The organism is Curtobacterium sp. Leaf261, assembly GCF_001422205.1.
Lineage (GTDB): Bacteria > Actinomycetota > Actinomycetes > Actinomycetales > Microbacteriaceae > Curtobacterium.
Window position 1 is genome coordinate 506164 of the sequence record NZ_LMMJ01000008.1, and the last position, 23866, is coordinate 530029.

Below are 23866 nucleotides of genomic sequence, written 5' to 3' on the forward strand. Positions count from 1 at the left end.
GCCAGGTTGGCCGCATCTCGCAGGGGTATTTCCCTGCGCGGACCGGCCAACCTGGTGTTTTGCGGAGGAGTTGCGGAGGAGTTACCGGGGGGTCAGTCCTCTTCCGGGGCGTCGTCCGGGTTCGTGATCGCTGCCTCGCCGCGGGCGTCCAGGCGGATCGCCGTGCCGTCGTCGAGCTCCACCACGGGCTTCCGCTCGAGCCACGTCAACGTCCAGCGCCACGTCGATGCGTCCACCCCGTCACGCGAGAGCTCCGCCTCGACCTGTCGCACGGCGTCGACCACCGTCGCCGGCAGGTCGGACGGCGCCGCCTGCCCGACGCTCCATCGTGTGCCCAACTGCATCCGTGCCTCCAGTCCGTGTGCTGCTCGGGGTGCACCGGACGCGATGCCCGCGTCCGGTGCGGGACCGCCTACGCGGCGTCCGGATCCTCGAGCTCGATCTCGACGACCGCCAGGTCCGGGCCGTCGACGAACGACAGGGCCTGGATCCGCCCCACGGCCGCGAGGTCCACGGCGGCCTGCTCGAGCAGCTCGCGGACACCACCCGGTGCCGCGATGACCGCACGCGTCACGGGGGTCTTCTGCGATGCCTTGGCGGCGGTCTTCGCCCCGCGGATCCCGATGAGCGCCTGTCCGACGACGTCGAGCAGACCCGTCGTGCCGGTGGTCACCGACCCGGCCGACGCCGACCCCGCCGCGTCGGTGAGCGACGCAGACGTCGGCCAGGAGGCACGGTGCACGCTGTCGTCGTGGGTCCAGGACCACACTTCCTCGGTCGCGAACGGGAGGAACGGTGCGAGCAGACGGAGCAGCGCATCGATCGCAACGCGGAGCGCGAGCACCGCGCTCGCCTGGGTCTCGTGCGTCGCGTCCGGTGCGGTGCCGTACGCGCGCTCCTTGACGAGCTCGAGGTAGTCGTCGCAGAACGTCCAGAAGAACCGCTCGGTCTGCTCGAGGGCGCGGGCGTGGTCGTAGCCCTCGAACGCCGTCGTCGCCTGGTCGATCACGGTGCCCAAGCTCGCGAGCATGTCGATGTCGAGTGCCTCGGTGACCGCGTGTGCGCCGGCGGGGACCTCGAACGAGTAGACGAACTTGGCCGCGTTCAGGACCTTGATCGCGAGACGACGGCCGACCTTGATCTGCTTCGGGTTCTGCGGGTCGAACGCCGCGTCGACGCCGAGGCGGGAAGACGCCGCCCAGTAGCGGACCGCGTCGGCGCCGTGCGCCTCGAGCATGCTGAGCGGCGTGACGACGTTGCCCTTGGACTTCGACATCTTCTTGCGGTCGGGGTCGACGATGAACCCGGACACCGACGCGTTCGCCCACGGGGCCACGCCGTCCTCGAGCTGCGCGCGGAGGGCGGTGGTGAACAGCCAGGTGCGGATGATGTCCTGCGCCTGCGGGCGGACGTCGTACGGGTAGACCATCCCGAAGAGCTCCGGGTCCTGCTCCCACTTGCCGGCGAGCTGCGGGGTCAGGGACGAGGTCGCCCAGGTGTCCATGACGTCGAGCTCCCCGACGAAGCCGCCGGCGACACCGCGCTGGGACTCGTCGTACCCGGGGGCCGCGTCGGACGCCGGGTCGACCGGGAGCTGCGCCTCGGTCGGCACGATGGGCTGGTCGAACACCGGGTTGCCGTCACCGTCGAGCGGGTACCAGACCGGGATCGGCACGCCGAAGAAGCGCTGGCGGCTGATGAGCCAGTCGCCGGCCAGGCCCTTCACCCAGTTCTCGTAGCGGACCCGCATGAAGTCGGGGTGGAACGCGATCTGTTCGCCGCGCTCGAGGAGTGTGTCCTTGAGCGCCGCGTCGCGGGAGCCGTTCACGATGTACCACTGCCGGGTCGACACGATCTCGAGCGGCTTGTCGCCCTTCTCGAAGAACTTGACCGGGTGGGTGATCTTCTTGATCTCGCCGACGAGCTCACCGGAGGCGGTGAGGGCGTCCACGACGACCTGCTTGGCCGAGAACACGGTCTTGCCGGCCATCTCGCCGTACACCCGCTGGCCCTGCTCGCTCGTGATCCAGTCGGGCTGCTCGCTCCGCACGCGTCCGTCGAACCCGAGCACCGAGCGGTTCGGGAGCTGCAGCTCGCGCCACCACACCACGTCGGTCGTGTCGCCGAACGTGCAGATCATCGCGATGCCGGCACCCTTGTCCTGCTGCGCGAGGTGGTGTGCGAGCACCGGGACCTCGACGTCGAACAGGGGGGAGCGGACCGTCGTGCCGAAGAGGTCCTGGAACCGCTCGTCGTCCGGGTGCGCGACGAGGGCGACGCACGCCGGCAGGAGCTCCGGGCGGGTGGTCTGGATGACGATGTCGCCGCTGCCGTCGGACTTGTGGAACGCGATGCCGTGGTACGCCCCCGGCATGTCCTTGTCCTCGAGCTCCGCCTGCGCGACCGCGGTGCGGAACGTCACGTCCCAGAGGGTCGGGGCGTCGGCCTGGTACGCCTCGCCGCGGGCGAGGTTCCGGAGGAAGGCCTTCTGCGCGATCGCCTGGGAGTCGTCGCCGATGGTGCGGTACGTCTGCGTCCAGTCGACCGAGAGGCCGAGGGTGCGCCAGACCTCCTCGAACTGCTGCTCGTCCTCGACGGTGAGGCGCTCGCAGAGCTCGATGAAGTTGCGGCGCGAGATCGCGATCTGGTCGGCGGCCTTGGAGGACTTGCCGTCACCGCCCTCGAACGGCGGCGTGAAGTCGGCGTCGTACGGCAGGGACGGGTCGCAGCGGACGCCGTAGTAGTTCTGCACGCGACGCTCGGTCGGCAGGCCGTTGTCGTCCCAGCCCATCGGGTAGAAGACGCGCTTGCCGCGCATCCGCTCGAAGCGGGCCTTGACGTCGGTGTGCGTGTACGAGAACACGTGGCCGATGTGCAGCGAGCCGGAGGCGGTCGGTGGCGGGGTGTCGATCGAGAAGACGTCGGCACGGGTCGCACCGTCGCGGTCGAAGCGGTAGGTGCCGTCCTGCTCCCACTGCGGGCCCCAGACCTGCTCGAGTCCGTCGACGCTGGGCTTGTCGGGCATGGGCTTGGTCATGGGGAGCCTTCCGTTCCTGTGTGCGGCACCGAGTCGGTGAAGAGGTGCCTGAGTGTCACGCGCGCTGCGTGGACCGGTCGGCACGCATGCACCGACCGGGTCGTCCCAGGGTAGCGGGCGGCGTTCGTTACCGGTGCATTTCGTACCGCTGTGTGATCCCTGGTAAGCTCCTCAGGTTTGTTCGGCGGGTCCTGGCCCGCGAGACTCCGCACCGCCGCGCCCGTCGGGCTCCACCACGTCACCCGACCCCGGAGGATCATGCCGAAACGACCGAACGACACCCAGCAGAGCACCGGACCGTCCGCCCCGGACGCCGCCCCGTCCCGGCCGATCAGGTCGAAGGGCGCCGCCAAGCGCGCACGCCGGAAGCTCACGCCCGACGACGTCACGGTGGTCGAGGAGTCGCTCCTGAAGCGAGCCGTCGCCGCCGCAGCCCTCGGCAACGCGATGGAGTGGTTCGACTTCGGTGTGTTCGCCTACCTCGCCACGACGCTCGGCAGGGTGTTCTTCCCGTCGGACGACCCGACCGCCTCGACGCTGTCCGCGCTCGCGACGTTCACGGCGGCGTTCGTCGTCCGGCCGATCGGTGGCGCGTTCTTCGGACCGCTCGGTGACCGCATCGGGCGTCAGAAGGTGCTCGCGCTGACGATGATCCTGATGGCCGCCGGCACGTTCGCCATCGGCCTGCTGCCCGGCTACACCCAGGTCGGTGTCTGGGCGGCCGTGCTGCTCCTGCTCGCCCGACTGCTCCAGGGGTTCTCGACGGGTGGTGAGTACGGCGGTGCTGCGACCTTCATCGCGGAGTACTCCCCGGACAAGCGACGCGGGTTCATGGGCTCGTGGCTCGAGTTCGGCACACTCGCCGGGTACGTCCTCGGCGCCTCGCTCGTCACGGCCCTGCAGTTCGGCCTCTCCGAGGACGCCATGCTCGGCTGGGGCTGGCGGATCCCGTTCCTCGTCGCCGGTCCGCTCGGCATCGTCGGGCTCTACCTCCGGCTGAAGCTCGAGGAGACCCCCGCGTTCCAGAAGCAGCAGGAGCAGGCCGCCGAGCGCGAGCAGCAGAAGACCCCGGTGCTCCGGCTGTTCGGTGAGCACTGGCGCGCACTCGTGGTGTGCATCGGCCTCGTGCTGGTGTTCAACGTCACCGACTACATGCTGCTGTCGTACATGCCGACGTACCTGTCCGAGACGCTCGGTGGTGACGCCACGATCGGCCTCCTGCTCATCGTGATCGTGATGATCGTGATGATGGTCGTGATCACCTTCGGCGGCAAGATCTCGGACAAGTTCGGTCGTCGGCCGGTCCTCTTCGCCGGCTGCATCGGGTTCTTCGTGCTGTCCTGGCCGGCGCTCAAGCTCATCCAGAGCGGCAGCGACCTCGGGGTCTTCGCGGGGCTGCTCATCCTCGGCCTGGTGCTCGTCACGTTCACCTCGACGATGCCGTCCACGCTCCCCGCGCTGTTCCCGACGATCATCCGCTACGGGGCCCTCGCCGTCGCGTTCAACGTGTCCGTGTCGCTCTTCGGTGGGACGACCCCGCTCTTCACCGAGGCGCTCGTCAAGGCCGCGAGCGACGCCGGGTACGCCTGGGCGTCGGACATCCCGGCGTTCTACCTGATGGCCGCGGCGCTCATCGGGCTCGTCGCGGTGTTCTTCACGAAGGAGACCGCGAAGGAGCCGCTCCTCGGGTCCGGGCCGACGGTCGGTTCCGAGGAGGACGCCCGCGATCTCATCGAGCAGTACGACGACCCGTCGAGCGAGTTCGCCCGGTCGGACTGGGCAAAGGACTTCGCGACGAGCCAGATGGACGTCGTCCCGCCGCAGGAGGCGTCGACCTCGAAGTAGTGGATCGGGGTTGAGAAGTGCCCATCCGTCGCCTGCCGTCCGGCACCCGACAGATGGGCACTTCTCACGCGGTTCCCGAGGCGGTTCCCGGGGCCGGGGCGGGGGCGGGGCCGGGCGTGCGCAGGCGCTCGGCGGCCGCGAGCAGGGCCGCCGTCACGGGGTGCGACGGCTGCGCGAGGACCGTCGCCGCCGGCCCGGCCTCCACCACCACGCCCGCGTCCATGACGAGCACGTCGTCACTCATCCGGCGCACGGCATCGAGGTCGTGCGACACGAACACCATCGCCGTCCCGGTCTCCCGCTGCAGCCGTTCCAGGAGCCCCAGCACCGAGTCCTGCACGGCGGCATCGAGTGCGGTGACGGGTTCGTCGAGCACGAGGACGCCCGGCTCGGTGGCGAGTGCCCGAGCGATCGCGAGTCGCTGTCGCTGCCCGCCTGACAGCGAGACGGGGGAGCGGTGTCGGAGTGCGGGGTCGAGGTCGACCCGCACGAGGGCCGCGTCGACCGCGTCGGACACCGCACCCGAGGCGCGACGGGCCCGGCCACCGGTCAGGACGTCCACGAGGACCCGTTCGACGTCCCACCGCTCGTCGAACGTCGCTCCGGGGTCCTGCACGACGGCAGCGATCCGGTGCCGGCGCGCACGACGATCCGCCTCGGCGAGGGGTGCCCACGGCTCGTCGTCGAGGGTCACGGAGCCCCTGTCCGGCGCGTGCAACCCGAGGAGCATCCGCACGAGCGTCGTCTTGCCGGAGCCGGAGGCCCCCACGACGCCGAGCGTCCGGCCCCGGCGTGCGACGAGTTCGACGTCGGCGACGACCGGACGACCGTCGAACGACGCGCCGAGACCGGTCCCGCGCAGCACAACGTCGGCCTGGAGGCCCGGGCCCGCGTCCGCCCCGTCGCGCACGTCCCGCGCACCCCACGCACCCCGCACACCGGTTGCGCCCCGCGCGTCCTGCGGGCCCCGCGCGTCGACGGTGCCGCGCGCGTCCCGCAGACCCCGCGCATCCGACCGCCCGGACGCCGCCGCGGCGACGAGCGCCCGCGTGACCGGGTGCACGGGGGACTCGAGGACGGTGGCGGTGCTGCCGGTCTCCACGATCCTCCCGTCCGACACCACCGCGACCCGGTCCGCCCACCCGGCCACGAGCCCCATGTCGTGCGTGATGAGCAGGACCCCCGCCCCCGCCTCCTGCGCGGCGCGGAGGGTCTCCATCACCGTGACCGACACCCCCGCGTCGAGCGCGGTGGTCGGCTCGTCGGCCACGAGGAGCGTCGGTTCGCCGACGATCGCCGCTGCGATGAGCGCCCGTTGGCGCATGCCTCCGGACAGCGTCCCGGCGCGGCGACCGTTCGACGCGAGCGCCGGGTCGAGCCCGACCTGCTCGAGGACGGCCCCGACCCGGTCGGCTCGCTCGCGCGCGCTGAGACGGGTGTGCAGGCGGAGGGCGTCGGCGACCTCGCGGCCGACGGGGCGCAGCGGGTCGAGGGCGCCGAGGGCCTCCTGGCCGACGTACCCGACGCTCGTGCCACGGATCCGCCGCCACTCGCGTTCCGTTGCCCGCCGGAGGTCCCGCCCCTCGACGGCGAGTCGATCGGCCGCCACGGACGCGCCGGGCGCCGAGAGCCCGAGGGCGGCGCGCGCCGTGACGGACTTGCCGGACCCCGACGGCCCGACGAGCGCGACACACTCGCCACGAGCGACGCTCAGGTCGATGCCGCCGACGATCTCGGTGCCGTCGATCCGGACGCTCAGCCCGACGATGTCGAGCACGGGAACACCGTCATCCGGGGAGAACACCCGGACGGGAGTGTCCCTGTCGGATCCGCGTGTGCGACTGCCGCGCACGGGTTCGCCCGACGCCGCGCTCACCGCGGTGTCCCGAGAGTGCGGAGCGACCGGCCGAGGACCGTGACCGCGGTGGCCGTGACGACGATCGCGAGCCCGGGGAAGGTGCTCATCCACGGTGCCGTCTGCAGGTACGTGCGGCCGTCGGCGAGCATCGCGCCCCACTCCGGTGCCGGTGGCGGGGTGCCGACCCCGAGGTAGCTCAGCGCGGACGCCCACACCACGGCCTGCCCGACGCCGAGGGTCCCGACGGCGACGATCGGCCAGAGCGCCGACGGCAGCACGTGGTGCACGACGATCCACGCCGGACGACGCCCGAGCAGCACGGCGGTCTCGGCGACGTCGGAGGCCCGGGCGCTCCGCACGAGTCCGCGCACGATGCGGCCGTACCCCGGTGCCGTCGCGAGGCCCACCGCGATCGTCGCGGGCACCGGTCCCGGACCGGTCACCGCGATCACCACCAGCGCGACGAGGAGGATCGGCAGTGCGAAGCCGACCTCCATCACCCGGCCGACGGCACCGTCCACGAAGCGCCCGACGGGTCCGGAGCCGCTCAGCCCCGCGACGAGCCCGAGTGCGATGCCGAGCACGCCGCCGACGAGCGTCGCGACCACGCCGACCACGAGCGAGGCCCTGGTGCCGGCGACGACCCGGGCGAGGACGTCGCGACCGGACTCGTCGGTGCCGAACAGGTGCCGGGAGTCCGGTGCGAGGAGGGCTTCGGTCGGGTGGACGGCGAGCGGGTGGGTGCCACCGAGGAGCGGCGGCCACACCGCGGCCACGACGGCCACGAGCACCACGAGGCCGGCCACGGCACCGGCCGTCCCGATGCGCCCGCCACGACCACGTCGAGCGGCGCGCGATCGGCCGGGCCCGCCGGCGGTCTCCGCGGTGCCGTCGGCGTCGGTGGCGTCCGTCGCGTCCGTACCGGCCGGGAGGCGCGGGTCGAGCAGGCCGCTCACCGCGCGCTCCGGAGACCCGCACGCGGGTCGACGAGACGTTCGACGACGTCGGCGACGGCGAGCACGACGACGTACGCCAGCGCCGACACGATCGCGATCCCGGTGACGAGCGGCATGTCCCGCTGGGTGACCGCCGTGACGAGCGACCGGCCGATCCCCGGCAGTGCGAACACCGACTCGACGACGACCGCGCCGGACACGAGCGACCCGAACGCCCAGGCGCTCAGTGCGATCCCGGGGAGTGCCGCGTGCCGGAGGAGGTGCCGCCCGAAGACCCCGGCGGGCGACTCGCCACGGGACCTGGCGGCGAGGGCGAACGCGGACCGGTCGGCATCGAGCACGCCGTCGCGGACGGTCTGCGCGAGGTACCCGGCCACCGGCACCGCGACCGTGATCGCCGGGAGCACCCAGCCGCCGACCGTGCCGTCGCTCACCGCGGGAGCCCAGCCGAGCCCGGTCGCGAACACCACGATGAGGACGCTGCCGAGCCAGAAGTGCGGCGTGACGCTCGCGGCGATGGCGATGCCGTCGGTCAGCGCGGCCGCGACCCGACCCGGGCGCGTCGACCACCACGCCGCCACGATCGCGAGCGCCCAGGCGAGCACGAGCCCGACGACGGCGAGGGTCAGGGTGACGGGGAGCTCCTCGGCCAGGAGTGTCGACACCGGGGTCCGGAGGGCGTACGAGTCCCCGAGGTCGCCTGTGGCGAGTCGCCCGAGGAACACCAGGTACTGCACGAACACCGGGCGGTCGAGGCCGTACTCCGCCCGGACGTGCGCCAGGGCCGCTGCCGACGCCTGGGACCCCGGACCGCCGAGGATCGCCTGGGCCGGGTCGCCCGGGATCGCCCGGATCGCGACGAACACGATCGTGGCGACCGCCCAGAGCACCCCGACGGCGCCGAGCACCCGACGGACGAGCCACCGGACCCAGCCCGACCACCCTCGGGACGCGCGCGTCGTCACCGGAGGTGCACCGGGCCTCCCGTCCGTCCTGTCCGTGTCATCGGCCGCGGCGCCTGTCGCGGCGCCTGTCGCGCCGTCCGCGGTCAGCGGTCGATCCACGCGGTGCCGAACGACGGCGTCGAGACGGCTGTCGTCCGGATGCCGTGCACGCTCGACCGGTACAGGAAGTGGTTCTGCTGGTCGTAGAGCGGCAGGACCGTTCCACTGGCGAGGATGATCTTCTGCGCGTCGGTGTACAGCTGCTTCCGTTCGGCGTCGTCGGTCGCGGCGGCCGCCTGCTCGAGGTCGGCGTCGAGCTTCGTGTCCGACAGCTGCGCGAGGTTCGCGAAGTAGCCCGAGGGTGCCGGCGTGATGCTCGCGGTGTCGTAGAGGATCCGGAGGACGTCGGGGCCGACCTTGGTGTACGGGGCACTCACGACGTCGTACTGGTTCTCGGCGAGTGCGGCGTACCAGCTGGACAGGTCGAGCTGCTTGATCGTGACGTCGAACCCGACCGACTTCTCGGAGGCCTGGATCTGCTCGAACAGACTCCGCTCGGCCGGCACCGACTGGTTCGTGGAGACCGGGAACGCGACCGTCAGACGCTTGCCGTCCTTCGTGCGGATGCCGTCCGAGCCCTTCTTCCACCCGGCGGCGTCGAGGAGCTTCGCGGCATGCTGCGGGTCGTACTCGAACAGGCTCTCGTCGCTGACGCCGAGCGGTTCGACGCTCGACAGCACCGAGTACGAGCGCTTCGCGGTGCCGAGGAACAGCGACTGCAGGCCGGGGTCGATGCGCGCGCCGGCGATGAACGCCTTGCGCACGGACTCGTCCTGGAAGACGCCGTGGCCGGAGTTCAGCTCGAGGCGGTTCGACGCCCCGGGGCGGGGTGCGTCGAGGTCCCGGATGTCGCCGTTCCCGGATGCGGCCCTGAGCTGGTCGGGCTGGGCGTTGTCGATGACGTCGACCTGGCCGGACTTGAGCGCCGCGTACCGGCTCGTCGAGTCGGGGAGGAAGCGCCAGGTGATCCCGGCGAGCCGCGGCTTCGTCGTGGAGCCGTCGAGCGGCGTGTGGTCCGTGTTCCGCTCGAGCGTGACGCGGTCGCCGTGCTTCCAGTTCGTCACCGCGAACGGGCCCGTTCCGACGGGGGACTCGCAGTTGACCTTCTGCGAACGGTCGAGGGCCTTCGGTGACTCGATGCCGACCCACGGCTGCGACAGGGACTCGAGGAGCGCGGAGTCCGGGCGGCTGAGCGCGAGGGTCACGGTGTGGTCGTCGGTCGCCGTGGCCTTGTCGATCGCCCCGAGGGCCAGGTAGCCCGTGCTCGACGCCGTCGCCGGGTCCTGCACGTGCTCGATGTTCCGGACGACGGATGCTGCGTCGAAGGCCGTGCCGTCGGTGAAGGTCACCCCGCGCCGGAGCGTGAACGTCCACGTGCGGCCATCGGCGCTCGTGGACCACTTCGTGGCGAGGGCCGGGACGATCTTCCGGTCGGCGTCCATCGCCGTGAGCGTCTCGATGTACTGCGTCGACAGGAGTGCCTGCGGGTAGTTGCCGCCGACGTGGGGGTCGAGGCAGGTCGGCTCGGCGTCGCCGGAGGCGTAGGTCAGCGTGCCGCCCGACACGGGCGTCGTGCTCGCGGACGGGGTGCCGCTCGAGCACGCGGCGACGGACAGGAGGATCGTGGCTGCGCCCGCAACGGCGGTCGCGATTCGGGTACGGCGTTTCTGCACTGGGTCCAAGAACATGGTCGTGCCAGCCTAGACCGTCGTCGTCTGCGATCCGCCCGGGCTCTCGAGGGTCAGCCCCGCCCGACGAACGGCATGCCAGTCGGCATGATCGTCAGGCTCGGGACGTTCACCCCGCGCGGCAGGCCCGCCATGTACCGCACGGCACGACCGGTCTCCTCGACGTCGATCGTCGCCTCCGGCCGGATGGAGCCGTCCGCCTGCATCGTCCCGGCCGCGGTGCGGGCGGCCATCGGGGTGACTGCGTTGCCGATGTCGATCTGACCGCACGCGATGCCGAACGGCCGACCGTCGAGCTGGAGCTGCTTCGTGAGGCCGAGCACGGCGTGCTTCGCCACGGTGTACGGCGCCGACAGCGGACGCGGAGAATGCGCCGAGATGGAGCCGTTGTTGATGATCCGCCCACCCTGGGGGTCCTGTGACCGCATCACCCGGAAGGCTTCTCGCGCGCACAGGAACGAACCGGTCAGCGTGGTCGCCATCACGGTGGTCCACGTCTCCAGTGTCAGCTCGTCGAACTGCGTCGCCGGCGCGCCGACACCGGCGTTGTTGAACAGCAGGTCGACCCGTCCGAACCGCGCGACGGTCTGGTCGAACAGGTCCCGGACATCGGTCTCGTCGGAGACGTCGGCGACGATCGGGACGATCCCCGACGCGAGTGCGGCGACCTCGTCGAGGGCTGCGATGCGGCGGCCGGCGACGACGACCGTCCAGCCGTCGTCGACCAGGGCGAGCGCTGCCGCCCGGCCGATGCCGCTGCCCCCTCCCGTGACGACGGCGATCTTCTGATCCAGGGGAAGCGGGTTGCTGTTCACATGCGCACGCTACCGCGCCGAAGTGGCATCGAGACCGCATTCCGCGCGGTGCGATCCGGAGGAACGGGCTGCATCATCGGGCCGTCCGGACCACGAACCTGTGTGATCTCTCACCCGTTCGATGCAACCGTTTGCGACGCCGCCGAACTGGGTTGTTGACGAGTGTCACGCGGCGGGATAACTTCCCCTGGAACCACGAGAACGAGGTTCACCCCTGAGACAACGACGGAGTCGTCCCATGCCGCACCCGACCACAGCACAGTTCAGCCGCAGAGGCCTCCTCAGCGGCATCGGCGCCGGAGCCCTCGGGCTCATGGTCGCCCCGACCCTCGCCTCCTGCTCGACCGGAGGTGGATCCAGCGCCGGCGGCTCCGGTGCGACCGGATCGCTCACCTTCGGCTCGAACGCGTCGGACCCGATCCCGAAGAAGGCGTACGCCGCATTCGTGTCGGCCTTCGAGAAGAAGTCGAGCGACAAGGTCAGCATCAACACGAGCGACCACAACGGCTTCCAGAACAAGATCACCAACTACCTCCAGGGCAGCCCGGACGACTCGTTCACGTGGTTCGCCGGGTACCGCATGCGCTACTACGCCAAGAAGGGCCTCGTCGCCGACGTCAGCGACGTCTGGGACAAGATCGGCGACAACTTCACCCCGGCGCTGAAGAAGGCGTCGACGGCGGATGACGGCAAGCAGTACTTCGTGCCGAACTACAACTACCCCTGGGGCTTCTTCTACCGGAAGTCGCTCTGGACGGAGAAGGGCTACGAGGTCCCCCAGACCTGGGACGACCTGATCACCCTCGCGAAGAAGATGAAGACGGACGGGCTCATCCCCGTCGGCTTCGCGGACAAGGACACCTGGCCCGCCTGCGGCACGTTCGACTACCTGAACATGCGTCTCAACGGCTACCAGTTCCACGTCGACCTCTGCGCGCACAAGGAGTCGTGGAACTCCTCGAAGGTCAACGACGTCTTCGACACCTGGAAGGAACTGCTGCCGTACCAGGACCCGAACGCCGCCGGTCTGACGTGGCAGGAGGGCGCGCAGAAGCTCGCCGACAAGAAGTCCGGCATGATGCTGCTCGGGTCGTTCATCACCCAGCAGTTCACCGACGCGACCGTGCTCGCCGACATCGACTTCTTCCCGTTCCCCGAGGTCAAGGTCGAGGGCACCGAGTCCGTCGAGGCCCCGATCGACGGCCTCATGCTGTCCAAGAAGGGCGGTTCGTCCGACCCCGCGAAGGCGATGCTGCAGTTCATGGGGACCGGCAAGGGCCAGGAGGCCTACTACAGCGTCGACAAGTCCAACATCATGACCGCGAAGGACGCCGACACGTCCGGGTACTCGGACTTCACCAAGAAGCTCGCCGGCGTGATCTCCGACGCCAAGAACATCAGCCAGTTCTTCGACCGTGACGCGCTGCCCGCCATGGCGGGCAACGTGCTCGAGCCCGCGATGCTCGACTTCATCAAGGGCGGCTCGATCGACCTGAAGAACATCGAGTCGCAGGCGAAGACGCTCTACGCACAGCAGTGACGACACAGCTCGAGCGGCGCCGGGCCCCCCGGCGCCGCCTCAGTCAACTGACCACGCGCGACAAGGGCGTCCTCGGTGTGATGATCGGCCTGCCGACGCTCATCCAGGCCGTCCTGGTGTGGCTGCCGCTGATCGCGTCCATCATCCTGTCGTTCATGAAGTGGGACGGGCTGTCGCTCGGTGGCTTCCACTTCAACGGGCTGACGAACTACAAGTTCGCCCTCGAACAGTCGCCGCAGTTCTGGCCGGCTGTCCTGCACAACGTCATCTGGCTGCTGTTCCTCGCGGTGATCGGTACCCCGTTGGGGCTGCTGCTCGCGGTGCTCCTCGACCAGAACATCCGGGGCAGCCGCATCTACCAGTCGATCTTCTTCCTGCCGGTGATGCTGTCGCTGGCACTGATCGGGATCATCTGGGAGCTCATGTACTCCCAGGACAACGGCCTCATCAACAACGTGCTCGGCACCGCCGGGACGTCGCGGGCGATCGACTGGTACGGCAACTCGAACGTGAACCTGTGGGCAGCGATGGTCGCGGCGACCTGGCGGCACACCGGGTACATCATGATCCTGTACTTAGCGGGACTGAAGGGTGTCGACCCGAGTCTGCGTGAGGCAGCCTCGCTCGACGGCGCGAACGCCCGGCAGACCTTCTTCCGGGTGGTGTTCCCCGCGATGGCCCCGACGAACGTCATCATCGTGGTGATCACGATCATCGAGTCGCTCCGAGCGTTCGACATCGTGTACGTCATCAACGGCGGCACGAACGGGCTGGAACTCCTCAGTGTCCTGGTCGTGAAGTACCTGGTCGGCGAGACGCAGGTGATCGGCATCGGCAGCGCGTTCGCGGTGGTCCTGCTCGTCATCTCGCTCGTGCCGATCGTGTTCTACCTGGCGCGCACCTTCCGGAAGGCAGAACGATGACCGCGAGCGAGACGACCGGGCGGTCACTCGCCCCGACACCCGCCCGGGCCGCACGCGCGGACCGGGTCAGTCGGTCGGCGACGGCCGGTCCCGTGGGGCGGCCGAAGTACGGCACGCACGTGTTCCTGGTCGTGATGAGCGTGATGTGGCTCGTGCCGCTGCTCTGGGCGATCTACACCGCACTGCGGCCGAAGGCGGACACCGACAAGTTCGGCTACTTCTCCTTCGGCGGCAGCTTCGGGTTCGAGAACTTCGTGAACGCGTGGACCCAGGGCGGGTTCTCGCGCTACTTCGGGAATTCGGCGCTCATCACCATCCCCACGGTGCTGCTGACGCTGCTCTTCGCGTCGATGATGGCGTTCGCGGTGAGCCGGTTCTCGTGGAAGTTCAACGTGACCCTGCTCATCATGTTCACCGCGGGGAACCTGCTGCCCCCGCAGGTGCTCGCGGCGCCGATCTTCGAGCTGTTCAAGCTGATCCACCTGCCGTACTCGATCTCGGACTCGGGGTCGCTGCTGAACCAGGTGACGGCGGTGATCCTGGCGAACACCGGGTTCCAGATCGGGTTCTGCACGTTCGTCCTGTCGAACTACATGAAGGCGATCCCGATGGAGCTGTCCGAGGCGGCCCGTGTCGACGGCGCCGGCGTGTGGACGCAGTTCTGGCGGGTGATCATGCCGCTGACCAGGCCCGCACTGGCGGCACTCGGCACGCTCGAGATCATCTTCATCTACAACGACTACTTCTGGCCGTTGATCCTCATCCAGTCCGGCGACCGTCTGCCGGTCACGACCGCCATCAACAACCTGCAGGGGCAGTTCCTGTCGAACTACAACCTGCTCGCTGCCGGTGCGATCATCACCGTCATCCCGACGCTCGTCATCTACCTCGCGCTGCAGCGGCAGTTCGTCGCGGGGCTGACCCTCGGGGCGAGCAAGGGCTGACGCTCCGTACGGGCCGGGGCTGGTCCCCGGTCGCCGACGTCACCAGCCCGACCGCCGGACGCACACGTGCGTCCGGCGGTCGGGCCGTCCCAGGACCTGTTGAATGGAGTGATGACGACGCCCGATGGACCACCGGCCGATCCGGCTCGCGAGCCGGATCCGACTTGGAAGCCCGCTGACGCCGCCGGGCACGTCGGGAACTCCAGTGCCGCCGCGGCGGTGCGCCGCGGCGGACGACCACGACGCTCGTCCGCCGAGGTCCTCGCCGACGCCGCCGCCGAGCTGTTCCTCGAGCAGGGGTACGCGCGCACCACCGTCGACCAGATCGCGGTCCGCGCCGGGGTGAGCCGCGCGACGTTCTTCAACTACTTCCAGGCGAAGTCGGACGTGCTCTGGCTGGATCTCGACGCTGCCGTCGGAGCGATCCCGGGGCTGCTCGCCGGCTCGACCGAGGCCTCCGCCGTGCGGGCCGTCGAGGGGGCGCTCCTCGCTGCCGCCAGGGCACACGACCCGGAGCGGGTACCACTGGCGATCGGCCAGGCCGACGTCATGGAGATCGGGCCGGCGCTCGTCGAGAGCGCGGCCGCGCGGATCCAGGTGCAGCACGCGGTCGTCGCGTCGTTCGTCGCGACACGGACGTCGTCGTCAGCGCGCGAGCTGTGGCCCCAGACGGTCAGCGGGGCGATGCTCGGAGCGGCCGCTGCTGCCGTCGGCGTGTGGGTCGGCGCCGGTGTCGGGCGGCGGCCGCTCGCGGACTACGTCGGTACGGCCCTCGCGCCCGTGGCGGCCGGGCTCGACGCACGCTGACCCGGACGCTGACCCGGACGCGTACGCGGACCCGGACCCGGACCGGACCCGGACCCGGGCCCAGACCCAAACGCTGACCCGGACCCGGACCCGGACCCGGACCCGGACCCGGACGCGGACCCGGAGCGCGGGAGGACCGCCTCAGAGCGCGGCGTTCCATGCGTCGAGACGCTGCCGGAGCACCGGGCCCGTGAGGTCCGTGCGGCCGATGCCGACGTAGTTCGGGGCCCAGGTCTCGACGCGGTCCTCCGCACTCGCTGCGGCCTGCACGTCCCACGCGCCGATGTCCGCGACGACCTGGCCGGTGATGCCCTCGTACTCGCGCAGCAGCAGGTCCGCGGCGGCGGGTGCACCGAGCAGCACGAGGTCCTGGCGGCACCAGGCGAGGTCGACCCCGCGGGGACCCGTGCTCGCGCTCGTCCAGTCGACGATCCCGGTGATCTCGCCACCGACCCAGAGGGCGTTCCCGCACCAGAAGTCGCGGTGGGTGAGCACCGGGGCGCTCAGGTCGAGGGCAGACCATTCGGCACGGGCGCGGCGGGCGAGCGGCCCGTCGCCGATGCGCGGCGCGGAGGGGGTCGACGGCAGGACCCCGGTGCCGACGGGAACGGCATGGACGAGTGCGAGCGCGGCCGCCATCGCGGTGGCGATCCGATCGGCGGTGAGGTCCGGCGGGGGAGCGCCCCCGGGCAGCAGCGTCGTCACGATGACCGGCTGCTCGGCACCGCCACCGGACGCGACGACCTGCGGGACGAGGTCCCCGAGCGGCGCGATGACGGGGAACGCCGCGAGCTCGAGCCCGACGGCGTCGTCACCGGGCGGGAACCTGCGGACCACGAGCGGACGATCGCCGTCCCGCACCACGATCGTCACCGCGTGCGTGCCACCGAGCAGCTCCCGCTCGAAGCGGACCGGACGCCCGAGCACCGTCCGGGCGGCGCGGACCAGGTCGTCGATCGCGGTGTCCATGGTGCAAGCATGGCGTGCGCGGACGCCGCCGCGTGACGCACCCGCCCGCGCCGCACACCCGCCCGCGCCGCACACCCGCTCGCCGCGTGTCGGCCCGCGCCGTCTGCCCATCCGCCTACGCGCGGAGCGTCCCCGCACCGTCGGACGCCACGTCCTCGAGCGTCCCGTCCCTGATCGTCTCCGGCAGCTCGCCGTCGCCCCGCGGCACGAGGCTCACGTCGCCGGGCTGGGACAGCGTCAGGACGGCCTCCTCGACGTACTCGCTCGCCTCGAGCTGTTCCTCGACACGTCGGAGTCGCACGGCGAGTGCGTCCTCGACGTCGTTGCCCGCCATGTCGATCGCGGCGACGAGGTACACCCGCGACGGCCCGACGAACTCCAGGTGCAGGTAGGTGACTCGCGAGACCTCCGGCTTGCCGAGGATCTCCACGAGCACGGCGTCCTCGAGTTCCGGCGAGGTGGACTCGCCGAGCAGGAACCGCCGGTTCCGGTCGATGAGGATGATCGCGACGACGCCGAGCAGCACACCGACCGCGATCGACCCGAGGGCGTCCCATATCGCCGAGCCGGTGATCTGGTGGAGGAAGAGCCCGAGGAACGCCAGGAACAACCCGACGAGCGCCGCAGCGTCCTCGGCGAACACTGCTCGGAGCGTCGGGTTGGAGGACTGCAGGACATGCCGGAGCACCGGCACGCGACGCTTCGTGGCGGCCCCGTGCGCCTGGCGGTAGGCCTGCAGGAAGCTGGTGCCCTCGAGGACTGCCGAGACCGCGAGCACGATGTACCCGATCAGGAGATCCCGCGGCGGCTCGTTCGAGCCGAGCTCGGAGATGCCGTGGTAGATCGACACGATGGCACCGGCGGTGAAGAGTCCGAACGCGGCGAACATCGACCAGATGTAGGTCTCGCGCCCGTAGCCGAGCGGGTGCGCTGCGTCCCGCTTCCGGCCGCCCCGACGCTCGGCGATGAGCAGGAAGATCTCGTTGCCGGTGTCCGCCCAGGAGTGCGCGGCCTCGGCGACCATGGATGCGGATCCGGTGAGCAGGGACGCGATCGTCTTCGCGACCGCGACGAGCAGGTTCGCACCGAACGCGATGACGACCGTCAGGATGGAGCTGTTGTCGGACTTGTCGGACGGGTCGGACGCACCAGGAGCGTCGGCGTCGCGGGGTTCAGCGGGCATGCATCCAGTCTGCGCCTCGCACGACCGCGCTGCGCACCCCGCCGATCCGGCGAGTGCCCCCGATCCGTCAGATGCCACCGATCCGTCAGATGCCGCGGTTCCAGCTCAGGGCTGCGCCGGCTCCTGCACGGGCACGGAGTCCGTCCCGGTGTAGGCCGCCTGCTCGACGGCCTCGGGGGAGCCCTTGCGGCCCGTGCGCCCGAAGACCCACCACTCCATGGCGACGTACCGGAAACCCATCGCGATGATGGTGCCGATGATCGGTCCGGAGATGAAGTCGGCGATCTCCTGCGTGGAGACGCTCACGTTCGGCGTACCGAGGTGGAACACGTAGCGCGACACCCAGTACGGCGCGGAGTTCAGGACGATGCCGATCCCGCTGACGATCGCGAACCGGAGCATGTCCCAGTTCCAGATCCCGGCGACCTGCTGGCCGAAGGTCCACCGGCGGTTCAGGAAGTACGAGATCACCGTGGTGATCACCGTGGCGATGAGGAACGCGATGACCGGCTTGTGGCTGAGCACCGTGAACTTCAGTGCGTAGTTGATGAGCAGTGTCAGGACGAAGCAGAGTCCGCCGACGCCGAGGAACCGGACGAGGCTGCCGTCGCGGAGTCCCATGCCCCAGTTCCAGAGGCGTCGCACGTTTCCGATCACGTCCGAGACGATACCCGCTGCGCTCCGGAACACCCTGGCCGTCTCCCCGAAGTCCCGCGCGGACGGTACGATGATCCGTACAGGCATCGATCCGGCATCACCGGGGAGCCTTCGGAAGAACCCCCGGTGCGCGCGGACGCAGGCCGTGTGCGGCGGGGCAGTAGAACCGAACGGGTCGGGTCCGTCACAACCTGAGCAACGAGCGGCGATCCGCGCGACGGGAGCAGTGCCTCCAGTCCGGTGGTCGCAAGCGAGGTGGTACCGCGTCGGCCGAACGGCCGCCGTCCTCGTCAACGATCATCCGACCGTCGAGGAGCACCGAATGCCCTACCCCCGCACCAGCGCCAGCACGCAGACCGGTTCCGCACCCGTCGGCGGTGTCAGCCCGTCGCCGTCGTTCCCGGACGTCGAGCAGGGCATCCTGGCCTTCTGGAAGCGCGACGACACCTTCCAGGCGTCGATCGAGGCACGACAGGGGTGCGACGAGTGGGTGTTCTACGACGGCCCGCCGTTCGCGAACGGGCTCCCGCACTACGGGCACCTGCTGACCGGCTACGCCAAGGACGTCTTCCCGCGGTTCCAGACGATGCGCGGCAAGCAGGTCCACCGCCGGTTCGGCTGGGACACCCACGGACTTCCCGCCGAGCTCGAGGCGATGCGTCAGCTCGGCATCACCGAGAAGCACGAGATCGACGACATGGGGATCGACGTGTTCAACGCGGCGGCCCGGAAGTCCGTCCTGCAGTACACCGACGACTGGCAGCAGTACGTCACGCGCCAGGCGCGGTGGGTCGACTTCGACAACGGGTACAAGACGCTCGACACCACCTTCATGGAGAGCGTGCTGTGGGCGTTCGGGCAGCTCTGGGACAAGGGCCTCGCGTACGAGGGCTTCCGGGTCCTGCCGTACTGCTGGAACGACCAGACGCCGCTGTCGAACCACGAGCTGCGGATGGACGACGACGTCTACAAGACGCGTCAGGACCAGTCGGTCACGGTGGCGTTCCCGTTCACCGGACCGCGGGCCGTCGAACTGGGTCTCGACGGTGTGCGGGCGCTCGCCTGGACGACGACCCCGTGGACGCTCCCGACGAACGTCGCGCTGGCCGTCGGTCCGTCGATCGCCTACGCCGTGGTGCCCGCCGGTCCGGCGGGTGGTGCGGACACGCGGCCGGGAGGAACGGCTGACGACCTTCGCGCCGGCTCGGGTCCCGCAGACGAACCGGTCTCCTACCTGCTCGCCGCCGACACGGTCGCGGCGCACGCCAAGGACCTCGGGTACGACTCCGCCGAGGACGCCGTCGCCGCGGTGACCCGCACGGTCGTGGGCGCCGAGCTCGACGGTGTCCGCTACGAGCCGCTGTTCGACTTCTACACGGACACCGAGGCGTGGGGCACCGAGAACGCCTGGCAGGTCCTGGTCGCGGAGTACGTCGCCACGGGCGAGGGCACCGGCGTCGTCCACCAGGCGCCCGCGTACGGCGAGGAGGACCAGCAGGTCTGCGCCGCGGCCGGCATCCCGGTGATCCTGTCCGTCGACGATGGCGGACGGTTCCTGCCGCAGGTCGACATCGTCGCCGGGCAGCTCTGGTCGGATGCGAACAAGCCCCTCACCGCCGCTGTCCGGGCGGCGGGGCGTCTGCTCCGCCAGGCGTCGTACGAGCACAGCTACCCGCACTGCTGGCGCTGCCGGAACCCGCTCATCTACAAGGCGGTCTCGAGCTGGTTCATCAGGGTCACCGCGATCCGCGACCGGATGGGTGCGCTGAACGAGCAGATCAACTGGGTCCCGGAGAACGTCAAGGACGGGCAGTTCGGCAAGTGGGTCGCCGGTGCGCGCGACTGGTCGATCTCGCGGAACCGGTACTGGGGCTCGCCGATCCCGGTCTGGAAGAGCGACGACCCGGAGTACCCGCGCACCGACGTCTACGGGTCCCTCGCCGACCTCGAGCGCGACTTCGGGCGGCTCCCGCTGAACGAGGCGGGCGAGCCGGACCTGCACCGGCCGTACATCGACGACCTCACGCGGCCGAACCCGGACGACCCCACCGGCCGGTCCACGATGCGCCGGATCACCGACGTGTTCGACGTCTGGTTCGACTCCGGGTCGATGCCGTACGCCCAGGTGCACTACCCGTTCGAGAACCGGGAGTGGTTCGACACGCACAACCCGGCGGACTTCATCGTCGAGTACATCGGGCAGGCGCGTGGCTGGTTCTACGTCATGCACGTGCTCGCCACGGCGCTGTTCGATCGACCCGCTTTCTCGAACGTCGTCAGCCACGGCATCGTGCTCGGCTCCGACGGCCAGAAGATGTCCAAGTCGCTCCGGAACTACCCGGACGTCAACGAGGTGTTCGACCGCGACGGCGCCGACGCCATGCGCTGGTTCCTCATGTCGTCGTCGGTGATCCGCGGTGGGAACCTGGTCGTGACCGAGGAGGGCATCCGGCAGGGTGTCCGCGAGTTCCTGCTGCCGCTCTGGAGCACCTACTACTTCTTCACCCTGTACGCGAACGCCTCGGGCGACTCCGGGTACGAGGCGTCGTGGCGGACCGACTCGACCGACGTGCTCGACCGGTACCTGCTCGCCAAGACCCATGCGCTCGTCGTCGACGTCACGGCGCACCTCGAGGCGCTCGACACCCCGCTCGCGGCGAACGCGGTCCGCGACTTCGCCGACGTGCTGACGAACTGGTACGTCCGGCGTTCCCGCGACCGGTTCTGGGCCGGCGCAGGGTCGTCCGAGGCCGCCCGCGACGCCTTCGACACGCTGTACACCGTCCTCGAGACGCTGACGCGTGTCGCCGCCCCGCTCGCCCCGCTCGTGACCGAGGAGGTCTGGAGGGGCCTGACCGGCGGCCGGAGCGTGCACCTCGAGGACTTCCCGTCCGCCGACGCGTTCCCCGACGACGACGCCCTCGTCGCCGCGATGGACCGCGTCCGCGACGTCGCCTCGAAGGGCCTCGCACTGCGGAAGGCGACCGGGAACCGCGTCCGCCTGCCCCTCGCGACGATCACCGTCGTGACCGACGACGCCCGGGAGCTGTCGCGGTTCGCCGACATCCTCCGTGACGAGCTCAACGTCAAGCAGGTCGTGCTCGAGGCCCAGGACGAGGGCTCGCTCGCGGCGTACGGCATCGAGCGGAAGCTCACGGTGAACGCCCGCGTCGCCGGTCCCCGCATCGGCAAGGCCGTCCAGCAGGTGATCCCGGCCGCCAAGCGCGGCGAGTGGACCGCGGCCGACGACGGCGTGACGGTGGGCGGCGTCGACCTCGTCGCGGGGGAGTTCTCCCTCGACCTGACCGTGTCCGACTCCGCGATCGCCGTGGCGTTCCTCGACGGCGGGGGCTTCACCGTGCTCGACACGACGACCACGCCGGAGCTCGAGGCGGAGGGGCTGGCACGCGACGTCGTCCGAGCCGTCCAGCAGGCCCGGAAGGACGCGGGCCTCGACGTCAGTGACCGCATCGACCTGCGCCTCGAGGCCGATCCCGCCGCGGAAGGCGCGATCGGGGAGCACCATGAACTCATCGCCTCGGAGACGCTCAGCACCGCGCTGGAGACCGTCCCCGCAGCACTCACGAAGGAGACCCCGGGAGCGATCGGCGTCGGCGACGGCGCGTTCGTCCGGGTGGAGGTGACCCGCATTGGCTGAGATCGGCAACGGACCGACCCCGAACGAGCCCACACCGTACGGCGCGGAGACCGACGAGGTCGCCAGGGTCGAGGCGGAGCTCTACGCCCGCATCGGCGAGCAGGCACCGGAGCGGCGGCTGACGGCGACGCGCCGGGCGGCGGAACTGCTCGGCGACCCGCACCTGGCATACCCCGTGATCCACATCACCGGGACGAACGGCAAGACGTCGACGGCCAGGATGATCGAGAGCATCGTCCGCGCGCACGGACTCCGCACCGGGCTGATGACGAGCCCGCACCTCGTGTCCATCCGGGAGCGGATCGTCATCGACGGCGAGCCGATCCGCCCGGACGCGTTCGTGGAGAACTGGCGGGACATCCAGCCGTACCTCGCGATGACCGACAAGGAGTTCACCGACCGCGGTGAGCAGCCGCTGACGTTCTTCGAAGCGCTCACGGTCCTCGCGCTCGCCTGCTTCGCGGACGCCCCGGTCGACGTCGCCGTGATCGAGGTCGGCATGGGCGGGGAGTGGGACTCCACGAACATCGTCGACGGGCAGGTCGCGGTGTTCGCCCCGATCGCCATCGACCACGCCAAGCAGCTCGGGAACACCGTCGCCGAGATCGCCCGCACCAAGGCCGGCATCATCAAGCCGTCCGCGGCCGTGGTGAGTGCCGCGCAGGTGCCGGACGCCCTCGCCGAGCTGACCCGAGCGGCCGAGCTCATGGAGGCGTCGCTCGCCGTCGAGGGTGCCGAGGACCAGCCGGGGTTCCGCCTGGTGTCGAACGTCCCGGCGGTCGGCGGACAGCTCGTGACGGTGCAGGGCGTCGCCGGACGCTACGAGGACCTGTTCGTGCCGCTGTTCGGCGCACACCAGGCCCGGAACGCCGCCCTCGCGATCGCCGCCGTCGAGTCCTTCCTCGGCCGCGGATCGCAGCCCCTCGACGTCGACGTCCTGTCCGAGGGCCTCGCGGCCGCGACCTCGCCGGGGCGCCTGCAGCCGATCGCGACCGGTCCGACCGTCGTGGTGGACGCGGCGCACAACCCGCACGGTGCGAAGGCCCTCGCCGAGGCACTCCCGATCGCGTTCCCGTCGGCCCACGTCGTCGCCGTGGTCGGGATCCTCGAGGGCAAGGACGCGCGCGGTGTCATCCGCGCGCTCGCGCCCGTCGTCGAGACCTTCGTGGTGACGACCCCGCCGGGAGACCGGGCATTGGACGCCGACGCCTTCGCGACGATCGTCGTGGACGAGGTCGGCGCGGACCGGGTGGTCGTCGAGCCCGAGGTCGCCGCGGCCCTGGCCGAGGCGCGCACGATCGCGGAGGACGCCGACGCCGACGCCGCAGCGACCGACGGCGACGGCGATGCCGCAGCGCCGGAGCGTGCCACGCCGGCCATGGTGCTCGTCGCCGGGTCGATCGTGCTCATCGGGCAGGTCATGGACCTGGTGCATGCCGAGGGCGGGTCGAAGTGACGGACGCGAGCCGTGCCTCCAGTCCGGATCCTGACCGGGTCGACGGACCGGCGGCCGACGGGTCGGACGGTGCGCTCCCGCCGCTCCCGCGCGGCATGCGCTACAAGAAGCCACGCCGTCCCCGTGGTGCCCGGGAGAGCCTGCTCTCGATCGTCCTGATCCTCGAGGCGGTGATGTTCTTCTTCCCGACCCTCGTGGTGTTCGGCAAGCACGAGATCCCCACCGGGTGGGCGATCGGCGGGGGTCTCGGGTTCATGGTGCTGCTCGCGCTGGCGTCGCGGATGACCAGCACGGCGCCCGGTGTATGGTTCGGGTGGCTGCTGCAGGCGGCCATCCTCGCCACCGGGTTCGTCGAGCGGTTCATGTTCGTCGTCGGCGTGCTGTTCGTCGCGATGTGGGTCTACTGCTTCGTCAAGGGCGGGCAGCTCGACCGACAGAACGCCGCCGCCCGTGCCGCGTGGGAAGCCGAGAACGGCGCCGGGTGACCGCGCGCCGCTCGCCTGCGGCCACAAGACCACATCCACCC

The 23866-nt window shown here is 70.6% G+C and carries 18 protein-coding genes; 8 read left to right on the forward strand and 10 right to left on the reverse strand.

The window, feature by feature from the left end; all coding sequences use genetic code 11:
* Window positions 1-92 precede the first annotated feature (92 nt).
* Together ASF23_RS10540 and valS are read right to left on the reverse strand one after the other, a co-directional pair.
* The gene (locus ASF23_RS10540) at window positions 93-344 is read right to left on the reverse strand and encodes a hypothetical protein (protein WP_055952743.1); all 252 of its coding nucleotides are present in this window, start codon (window positions 342-344) and stop codon (window positions 93-95) included.
* Between the two features lie 68 nt (window positions 345-412).
* Window positions 413-3037, reverse strand: coding sequence for a valine--tRNA ligase (valS, locus tag ASF23_RS10545; RefSeq protein WP_055952746.1), 2625 nt, complete (start codon window positions 3035-3037; stop codon window positions 413-415).
* Window positions 3038-3295: 258 nt separating this feature from the next.
* Between valS and proP the strand changes: the two genes are divergently transcribed.
* Window positions 3296-4882: a glycine betaine/L-proline transporter ProP gene (gene proP, locus ASF23_RS10550; protein ID WP_082474023.1), complete on the forward strand. Its 1587-nt coding sequence runs from the start codon at window positions 3296-3298 to the stop codon at window positions 4880-4882.
* Window positions 4883-4946: 64 nt separating this feature from the next.
* Here the strand turns inward: proP and ASF23_RS10555 are convergent, their stop codons facing one another.
* From ASF23_RS10555 to ASF23_RS10575, 5 genes are all read right to left on the reverse strand, one after another.
* On the reverse strand, window positions 4947-6659 hold the full coding sequence (locus ASF23_RS10555) for an ATP-binding cassette domain-containing protein (protein WP_055952749.1): 1713 nt from the start codon (window positions 6657-6659) through the stop codon (window positions 4947-4949).
* A 95-nt stretch (window positions 6660-6754) separates the two neighbouring features.
* Window positions 6755-7696: an ABC transporter permease gene (locus ASF23_RS10560; protein ID WP_235510859.1), complete on the reverse strand. Its 942-nt coding sequence runs from the start codon at window positions 7694-7696 to the stop codon at window positions 6755-6757.
* A complete protein-coding gene (locus tag ASF23_RS10565; RefSeq protein ID WP_055953292.1) occupies window positions 7693-8661 on the reverse strand; it encodes an ABC transporter permease in 969 nt (322 codons plus the stop codon). The genes ASF23_RS10560 and ASF23_RS10565 overlap by 4 nt, the downstream gene beginning before the upstream one ends.
* An 83-nt stretch (window positions 8662-8744) precedes the next feature.
* Window positions 8745-10388, reverse strand: coding sequence for an ABC transporter substrate-binding protein (locus tag ASF23_RS10570; protein ID WP_082474024.1), 1644 nt, complete (start codon window positions 10386-10388; stop codon window positions 8745-8747).
* Between the two features lie 53 nt (window positions 10389-10441).
* Window positions 10442-11203, reverse strand: a complete 762-nt coding sequence (locus ASF23_RS10575; RefSeq protein ID WP_235510860.1) for an SDR family oxidoreductase — start codon at window positions 11201-11203, stop codon at window positions 10442-10444.
* Window positions 11204-11441: 238 nt separating this feature from the next.
* On the opposite strand from ASF23_RS10575, the gene ASF23_RS10580 reads away from it, so the two are divergent.
* From ASF23_RS10580 to ASF23_RS10595, 4 genes are all read left to right on the forward strand, one after another.
* Window positions 11442-12743 (forward strand): ABC transporter substrate-binding protein, encoded by a 1302-nt coding sequence (locus tag ASF23_RS10580; protein ID WP_055952755.1) that lies wholly within the window; start codon window positions 11442-11444, stop codon window positions 12741-12743.
* A complete protein-coding gene (locus ASF23_RS10585; protein ID WP_055952758.1) occupies window positions 12740-13666 on the forward strand; it encodes a carbohydrate ABC transporter permease in 927 nt (308 codons plus the stop codon). Before ASF23_RS10580 ends, ASF23_RS10585 begins: the two co-directional genes overlap by 4 nt.
* Entirely contained in the window at window positions 13663-14610 is a 948-nt protein-coding gene (locus tag ASF23_RS10590) for a carbohydrate ABC transporter permease (protein ID WP_055952761.1), read from the forward strand. Before ASF23_RS10585 ends, ASF23_RS10590 begins: the two co-directional genes overlap by 4 nt.
* Before the next feature lie 111 nt (window positions 14611-14721).
* Window positions 14722-15417 (forward strand): TetR/AcrR family transcriptional regulator, encoded by a 696-nt coding sequence (locus ASF23_RS10595; protein WP_055952764.1) that lies wholly within the window; start codon window positions 14722-14724, stop codon window positions 15415-15417.
* A 141-nt stretch (window positions 15418-15558) separates the two neighbouring features.
* Here ASF23_RS10595 and ASF23_RS10600 read toward each other — a convergent pair whose 3' ends face one another.
* The 3 genes from ASF23_RS10600 to ASF23_RS10610 form a co-directional block, all read right to left on the reverse strand.
* Entirely contained in the window at window positions 15559-16386 is an 828-nt protein-coding gene (locus ASF23_RS10600) for an aminoglycoside phosphotransferase family protein (RefSeq protein WP_235510861.1), read from the reverse strand.
* Window positions 16387-16501: 115 nt separating this feature from the next.
* Entirely contained in the window at window positions 16502-17569 is a 1068-nt protein-coding gene (locus ASF23_RS10605) for a cation diffusion facilitator family transporter (protein WP_082474025.1), read from the reverse strand.
* Between the two features lie 105 nt (window positions 17570-17674).
* Entirely contained in the window at window positions 17675-18226 is a 552-nt protein-coding gene (locus ASF23_RS10610; RefSeq protein WP_162236751.1) for a GtrA family protein, read from the reverse strand.
* A 322-nt stretch (window positions 18227-18548) separates the two neighbouring features.
* Between ASF23_RS10610 and ileS the strand changes: the two genes are divergently transcribed.
* Genes ileS through ASF23_RS10625 form a run of 3 tightly spaced genes read left to right on the forward strand, consistent with a single transcriptional unit; the run spans window position 18549 to window position 23825 of the window.
* Window positions 18549-21884: an isoleucine--tRNA ligase gene (ileS, locus tag ASF23_RS10615; RefSeq protein ID WP_055952771.1), complete on the forward strand. Its 3336-nt coding sequence runs from the start codon at window positions 18549-18551 to the stop codon at window positions 21882-21884.
* On the forward strand, window positions 21877-23340 hold the full coding sequence (locus ASF23_RS10620) for a bifunctional folylpolyglutamate synthase/dihydrofolate synthase (protein ID WP_442855025.1): 1464 nt from the start codon (window positions 21877-21879) through the stop codon (window positions 23338-23340). The genes ileS and ASF23_RS10620 overlap by 8 nt, the downstream gene beginning before the upstream one ends.
* Complete coding sequence (locus tag ASF23_RS10625) at window positions 23337-23825, forward strand: DUF4233 domain-containing protein (RefSeq protein ID WP_055952774.1); 489 nt, start codon at window positions 23337-23339, stop codon at window positions 23823-23825. Before ASF23_RS10620 ends, ASF23_RS10625 begins: the two co-directional genes overlap by 4 nt.
* Window positions 23826-23866 lie beyond the last annotated feature (41 nt).

What these genes read in the sequence shown, in the direction of transcription:
- ASF23_RS10595 (WP_055952764.1), top strand. Translation starts at nt 14,722, where the DNA reads ATGACGACGCCCGATGGACCACCGGCCGATCCGGCTCGCGAGCCGGAT.
- ileS (WP_055952771.1), top strand. Translation starts at nt 18,549, where the DNA reads ATGCCCTACCCCCGCACCAGCGCCAGCACGCAGACCGGTTCCGCACCC.
- ASF23_RS10600 (WP_235510861.1), bottom strand. Translation starts at nt 16,386, where the DNA reads ATGGACACCGCGATCGACGACCTGGTCCGCGCCGCCCGGACGGTGCTC.
- ASF23_RS10540 (WP_055952743.1), bottom strand. Translation starts at nt 344, where the DNA reads ATGCAGTTGGGCACACGATGGAGCGTCGGGCAGGCGGCGCCGTCCGAC.
- proP (WP_082474023.1), top strand. Translation starts at nt 3,296, where the DNA reads ATGCCGAAACGACCGAACGACACCCAGCAGAGCACCGGACCGTCCGCC.
- ASF23_RS10570 (WP_082474024.1), bottom strand. Translation starts at nt 10,388, where the DNA reads ATGTTCTTGGACCCAGTGCAGAAACGCCGTACCCGAATCGCGACCGCC.
- ASF23_RS10590 (WP_055952761.1), top strand. Translation starts at nt 13,663, where the DNA reads ATGACCGCGAGCGAGACGACCGGGCGGTCACTCGCCCCGACACCCGCC.
- ASF23_RS10605 (WP_082474025.1), bottom strand. Translation starts at nt 17,569, where the DNA reads ATGCCCGCTGAACCCCGCGACGCCGACGCTCCTGGTGCGTCCGACCCG.
- ASF23_RS10580 (WP_055952755.1), top strand. Translation starts at nt 11,442, where the DNA reads ATGCCGCACCCGACCACAGCACAGTTCAGCCGCAGAGGCCTCCTCAGC.
- valS (WP_055952746.1), bottom strand. Translation starts at nt 3,037, where the DNA reads ATGACCAAGCCCATGCCCGACAAGCCCAGCGTCGACGGACTCGAGCAG.